This window comes from Frankia sp. CeCAU1, assembly GCF_977971845.1.
In genome coordinates this window covers 72,796-78,358 of the sequence record NZ_CDWWXA010000007.1, presented here as the reverse complement: position 1 = coordinate 78,358, position 5,563 = coordinate 72,796, and the positions used below count along the sequence as shown (strand labels likewise).

4 protein-coding genes are annotated in these 5,563 nt (G+C 71.3%); all 4 read right to left on the bottom strand.

All coding sequences use genetic code 11. The annotated features are described in order from the left end of the window. A partial coding sequence (locus AC08OO_RS02825; RefSeq protein ID WP_476618210.1) for a PI-PLC domain-containing protein occupies positions 1 to 1,727 on the bottom strand: 1,727 nt, incomplete at its 3' end. A gap of 3 nt (positions 1,728 to 1,730) precedes the next feature. Further along, positions 1,731 to 2,381 (bottom strand): adenylate kinase, encoded by a 651-nt coding sequence (locus AC08OO_RS02820; RefSeq protein WP_476608766.1) that lies wholly within the window; start codon positions 2,379 to 2,381, stop codon positions 1,731 to 1,733. Between the two features lie 152 nt (positions 2,382 to 2,533). After that, on the bottom strand, positions 2,534 to 3,976 hold the full coding sequence (locus AC08OO_RS02815; RefSeq protein WP_476608767.1) for a glutamate synthase subunit beta: 1,443 nt from the start codon (positions 3,974 to 3,976) through the stop codon (positions 2,534 to 2,536). Positions 3,977 to 4,035: 59 nt separating this feature from the next. Continuing rightward, a partial coding sequence (locus AC08OO_RS02810; RefSeq protein WP_476618209.1) for a GltB/FmdC/FwdC-like GXGXG domain-containing protein occupies positions 4,036 to 5,563 on the bottom strand: 1,528 nt, incomplete at its 5' end.

Below are 5,563 nucleotides of genomic sequence, written 5' to 3'. Positions count from 1 at the left end.
ACGCCGCCGGCGATCTCGCTCGCCGGCACCTCATTATCCTGGATGATCAGCGTCACGACCTCGGTGGGATTGCGGTTCATCCAGTCCCGGACCCGAGTCAGCTCCGCCACGAAGTCGAGGGAGCCGAGCTGGCACAGGTCATGGCACAGCCAGGTGCCGGGGCGTTCCGACCGGGCGCCTCGCGTCAGCGGGGCGAGCGCGTCGCGGGTCGCGGGCGGCAGGGTCTGCAGATAAGCGTCGACCTGGGTCGGCGATGTCCAGTGGTGCACATCGAGCAGCAGGGCGCGCACCCCCAGGTCGAGCTGGTGCGTGATCGCCGGGTCCTGGGCAGGCCCGAGAAACCGGTCCTCGCTGGTGGCCATCGCGTTGTGGGTGGCCAGGTAGCTCACCTGGTCATAGCGCCGGTCGCATAGCGCCTGCTGGCTGTTGCAGAGCTTGCGGGCCTCGGCGGCGGCGCCGGGGAAGGCCGTCCAGGTCACGATGATCATCAGGGGCGCCGCGAGGGCGAACGCCGTGGCTACCCGGCGCCGCCGGCCGGTCCGGTTCCACCGGGCGGACACCGCGACGAGCCGCGACAATCCGTAGCCGACCAGGCCGGCCACCAGCGTCCAGGCCACGATCCGCAGGAAGTCGCTCTCGAGCGTGCCGTAGGCGCGCGAGGAGAAGTCGACCAGCACTGCGCCGGCTCCCGGCGGCAGGGGCGACGACGGCCTGTCCAGCGAGGTCAGCGGATTCGGCAGCGCGATGCGCAGGACGACGCCGAGCAGCCCGGCACCAACGCCGGCGAGGACCACCGCACCGGTCGCGGCCCGGACCCGGGACACTCCCCGCAGCCCGGCCAGCACGACGATGCTGACCATGGCCGCCGTCATGATCAGGGCGAGCAGGAGAGAGACCCACACCAGGGTCGCGGCGACGTCGTGCAGCCGGTCGATCGCGACGATCATCGGCCGGTCACGCAGATCCGACAGGCGGACCCCGAGATCGAGGGTGGATCCGTGGAGATACGCCTGGAGCCGGCCGATGGCCGTCTCGTCGCCCCGGAAGACCTCCGGACCGACCAGCGCCAGCGCTCCGGCGATGTTGCCCGACCTCAGCAGGGCGCGCAGCGGAGCCTCGATGCGCGCCCGGGTGTCGGCGTCCACCCGGTCCAGCACCACGGGCAGGACGCGGTCGGTGTCCTGCGGGGAGAGCTCGATCGCGGGCAGGGACTTCGGCGGGCGCCCGGCGGCGATGTCGTCGAGCGCGGTGACGACATCGTGGGTGAACTCCTGCACGGTGGTGACCTGGTAGCTGGTGCCGGCACCCAGTTCACCGGCGACGTACCGGTTGGCCAGGCCCGAGATGTTGTCGAAGATCGGCCGGAGATCGACGGCGAGTTCGACGTCGTCCGTGTCGGCCCGCAGGTAGTCGACGATCCGGTTGATCTGCTCGTCGGTCATCGCCTGGATCGTCGACGGGGGCAGCACCGTGCGCAGGTTCGCGGTGACGAGGGAGCTGTCGACCGGGAGGCCGGCCAGCAACGTGTCGACCGCGGGATCGGGCAGTACCTGGGTGTAGACGCGGTCGAAGGCGTCGGCCCGGTTCAGCGACTGCGAGTAGAAGGCCGGGTTCAGCACGGTCCGCCACGCGGTGATGACGACGACCAGCGGCAGCCAGCAGAGCACGACGAGGGCGACGAGGGCGACGTGCGCGAGGCGCCCCCGCTCCCCTCCTCGGCGACCCATGGCCTACCGACAGACAGGCAGACCTGGCCGGGCCCGCAGACCCGGATGGGCCCGCAGACCCGGATGGGCCCGCAGACCCGGATGGGCGACGTCCGCCAGCATCTCCTCGATGCGGGCCGCAACCTCGTCCGGGCTGCCGGAACCGTCCACCGTGCGCAGCAGGCCACCCCGCTGGTAGTAGCGGCGCAATGGTGCGGTCTCCTGCTCGAAGACCTTCAACCGGCGACGGGCGGTGTCCTCCGCGTCGTCGACCCGGTCCTCGGTGCGGGAGCGGCGCCGGATGCGGTCGAGCACCTCGTCGACGTCGACGTCGACGTCGACGACCGCGTCGAGCGGGCCGCAGGTCACCACGAGCATCCGGTCCAACGCCTCGGCCTGGGGGTAGGTCCGGGGGAACCCGTCGAACAGGAACCCCACCGCACAGTCGACGCCACTCTCGAGCCGGTCGGCGACGATGTCGAGCACGATCTCGTCGGGGACCAGCTCGCCCGCGCGGACGTAGCGCTCCGCGCGATGGCCCAGCGGCGTACCCGCGGCGATCTGCCGGTCGAACAGCCGACCGGTCGAGATCGAGGGGATGCCGTGCCGGGCGCTGATGCGAGCGCCCTGGGTTCCCTTGCCGGAGCCGGGTGGACCGAGCAGCACGAGCCTCATGGCACTGAACGGTACCGCCGCAGGTCACCAGGCCGGTCGGCGAGTCCGGTCAATCGCCGCGGATCCGGCATGGAGCAAGGCAGATCACATGAATCTTCGGCCGAAAAGTGCTCCGATGTTCCGGCCGCACGCCGGGGCCGGCAGGCTCCCGGTCAGCGACGCGTCGGCGTGATGGGCTCGGGCAGGTCCGTCCTGCCCATCAGCCAGCGGTCGGTGGCGGCGGCCGCGGCACGTCCCTCGGCGATCGCCCAGACGATCAGCGACTGCCCGCGTCCCATGTCCCCGGCGACGAACACGCCGGGGACCGAGGAGGCCCACCCGGCGTCGCGCGCCACGTTGCCGCGCGCGTCCAGCTCCACCCCGAGATCGGTCAGCAGGCCGGACCGTTCCGGACCGGTGAACCCCATGGCGAGCAGCACCAGCTGGCAGGGCAGCTCGGTGTCGGTACCCTCGACCTTCTCGAACTTCCCGCCGACGAGGCGCACCTCGTGCATGCGCAGCGCCCGCACGTTGCCGTCCTCGTCACCGAGGAAGCGCTCGGTGGAGACGGCGAAGACCCGCTCGCCGCCCTCCTCGTGCGCGCTGGAGACCCGGTAGATGATCGGGTACGACGGCCACGGGTTGGCCGGGGCCCGCAGCTCCGGCGGCCGGGGCATGATCTCGAGCTGGTGCACGGAGAGCGCGCCCTGGCGGTGGGAGGTGCCCAGGCAGTCCGCGCCCGTGTCACCGCCGCCGATGATGACCACGTTCTTGCCCTTGGCGGAGATGGGCGACTCGGGCAGGTCCCCCTGCGCGACCCGGTTCGCGGGCACCAGGAACTCCATCGCCAGCTGGATGCCACCCAGCTGGCGGCCGGGAACGGGCAGGTCCCGGCCGACCGTCGATCCCCCGGCGAGGACCACCGCGTCGTGGGAGGAACGCAGCTCGTCCGCGGAGATGTCGAGGCCGACGTTGCAGGACGTGACGAACGACGTGCCCTCGGCCGCCATCTGCGCGAGCCGGCGGTCCAGGACCCGCTTCTCCATCTTGAACTCGGGGATGCCGTAGCGGAGCAGGCCGCCGCTCCGGTCGGCCCGTTCATAGACCACGACCTCGTGGCCGGCCCGGGTGAGCTGCTGGGCGGCGGCGAGACCGGCCGGGCCGGAGCCCACGACCGCCACCCGCTTGCCGGTACGCAGCGACGGCGGAACCGGGACCACGGTGCCGTCGGCCCAGGCGCGGTCGATGATGCTGACCTCGACCTGCTTGATGGTCACCGGATCGTCGCCGATGCCGAGCACGCAGGCCGCCTCGCACGGCGCCGGGCACAGCCGCCCGGTGAACTCGGGGAAGTTGTTCGTCGCATGCAGCCGCTCGATGGCGTCCACCCAGTCGCCGCGCCGGGTCAGGTCGTTCCATTCCGGAATGATGTTCCCGAGCGGACAGCCCTCGTGACAGAACGGGATGCCGCAGTCCATGCACCGACTGGCCTGCGTGCGCAGATGCTCCTCGGGGAACGACTCGTACACCTCACGCCAGTCGGTGATCCTGACGTCCACGGGACGGCGCTTCGGCAGCTCCCTGCGGTGCTTGAGGAAGCCGGTCGGGTCAGCCATGCCGCTCCTGTCGGGTCCGTGCGATCGCGATGATGGTCGGGTCGTGCTTGGCGGCCCGGTCAGCCACGAGCCGCCGCCATGATGACCTCGTCGGCGACGAGCCCCTGCTCCTGCGCCTGCCGGATGGCGGTCAGCACCCGCTTGTAGTCCCGTGGCATCACCTTACGGAACGACCCGCGCACGGTGTCCCAGTCGGTGTACAGCCGGGCGGCCACCGTCGAACCGGTCTCCCGGCGGTGCCGGACGAGCAGGTCCCGCACGATCGTCTCGTCGGCGCCGTCCAGCGCCTCGACGTCCACCATCTCGGTGTTGATCCGCGCCTCGACCGGGTCGTACAGGTAGGCCACGCCGCCGCTCATGCCCGCGGCGAAGTTGCGCCCGATGGCCCCGAGCACCAGCACGGTGCCGCCGGTCATGTACTCGCAGCCGTGGTCGCCGACCCCCTCGACCACCGCGGTCGCCCCGGAGTTGCGCACGCAGAACCGCTCGCCGACGATTCCGCGGAAGAACGCCTCGCCGCCCGTCGCCCCGTAGAGCAGGACGTTACCGGCGACGATGTTCTCCTCGGCCCGCAGCGGGGACTCCTTCGGCGGGAAGACGAAGATCTTGCCGCCGGACAGGCCCTTGCCGGCGTAGTCATTCGCGTCGCCCTCGAGGGTCAGTGTCATGCCGCGGGGCGCGAAGGCGCCGAAGCTCTGCCCCGCGGAGCCGGTGAACCGCAGCTGGATCGTGTCGTCGGGCAGCCCCGCCGCGCCGAAGCGCTTCGTCACCTCGTAGCCGAGCATGGTGCCCACGGTCCGGTTGACGTTGCGGATCGGCATCTCCAGCCAGACCGGCCGGCCGTCGTCGAGCGCTCCCTCGCACAGCTGGATCAGCGAGTTGTCCAGCGCCTTGTCCAACCCGTGGTCCTGGCTGGACGTGCAGTTCAGCGAGCCGCCGAAGGGCCGCTCCGGGGTGTGCAGCAACGGGGTGATGTCGAGGCCGGAGGCCTTCCAGTGGTCGACGGCGGCGCGGGCGTCGAGCAGGTCGACCCGGCCGACCGCCTCCTGCAGGCTGCGGAAGCCCAGCGCGGCGAGGTAGGTGCGCACCTCCTCGGCGATGAAGGTGAAGAAGGCCTCGACGAACTCGGGCCTGCCGGTGAACCGCCTGCGCAGTTCCGGGTTCTGGGTCGCCACACCGACCGGACAGGTGTCGAGATGGCAGACGCGCATCATCACGCAGCCGGCAACCACCAGCGGGGCGGTGGCGAAACCAAACTCCTCGGCCCCCAGCAGCGCCCCGACGATGACGTCGCGGCCGGTCTTCAGCTGCCCGTCGACCTGCACGACGATGCGGTCGCGCAGGCCGTTGAGCAGCAGCGTCTGCTGGGTCTCGGCCAGCCCCAGCTCCCAGGGGGCACCCGAGTGCTTCAGCGAGGTCAGCGGCGAGGCGCCCGTCCCGCCGTCGTGCCCGGAGATCAGCACCACATCGGCGTGCGCCTTGGAGACCCCGGCGGCGACCGTGCCGACGCCGACCTCGGCGACCAGCTTGACGTGCACCCGGGCCTTGGGATTGGCGTTCTTCAGGTCGTGGATGAGCTGGGCGAGG

Coding starts and splice junctions, on each gene's coding strand:
- AC08OO_RS02815 (WP_476608767.1), bottom strand. CDS start 3,976: ATGGCTGACCCGACCGGCTTCCTCAAGCACCGCAGGGAGCTGCCGAAG.
- AC08OO_RS02820 (WP_476608766.1), bottom strand. CDS start 2,381: ATGAGGCTCGTGCTGCTCGGTCCACCCGGCTCCGGCAAGGGAACCCAG.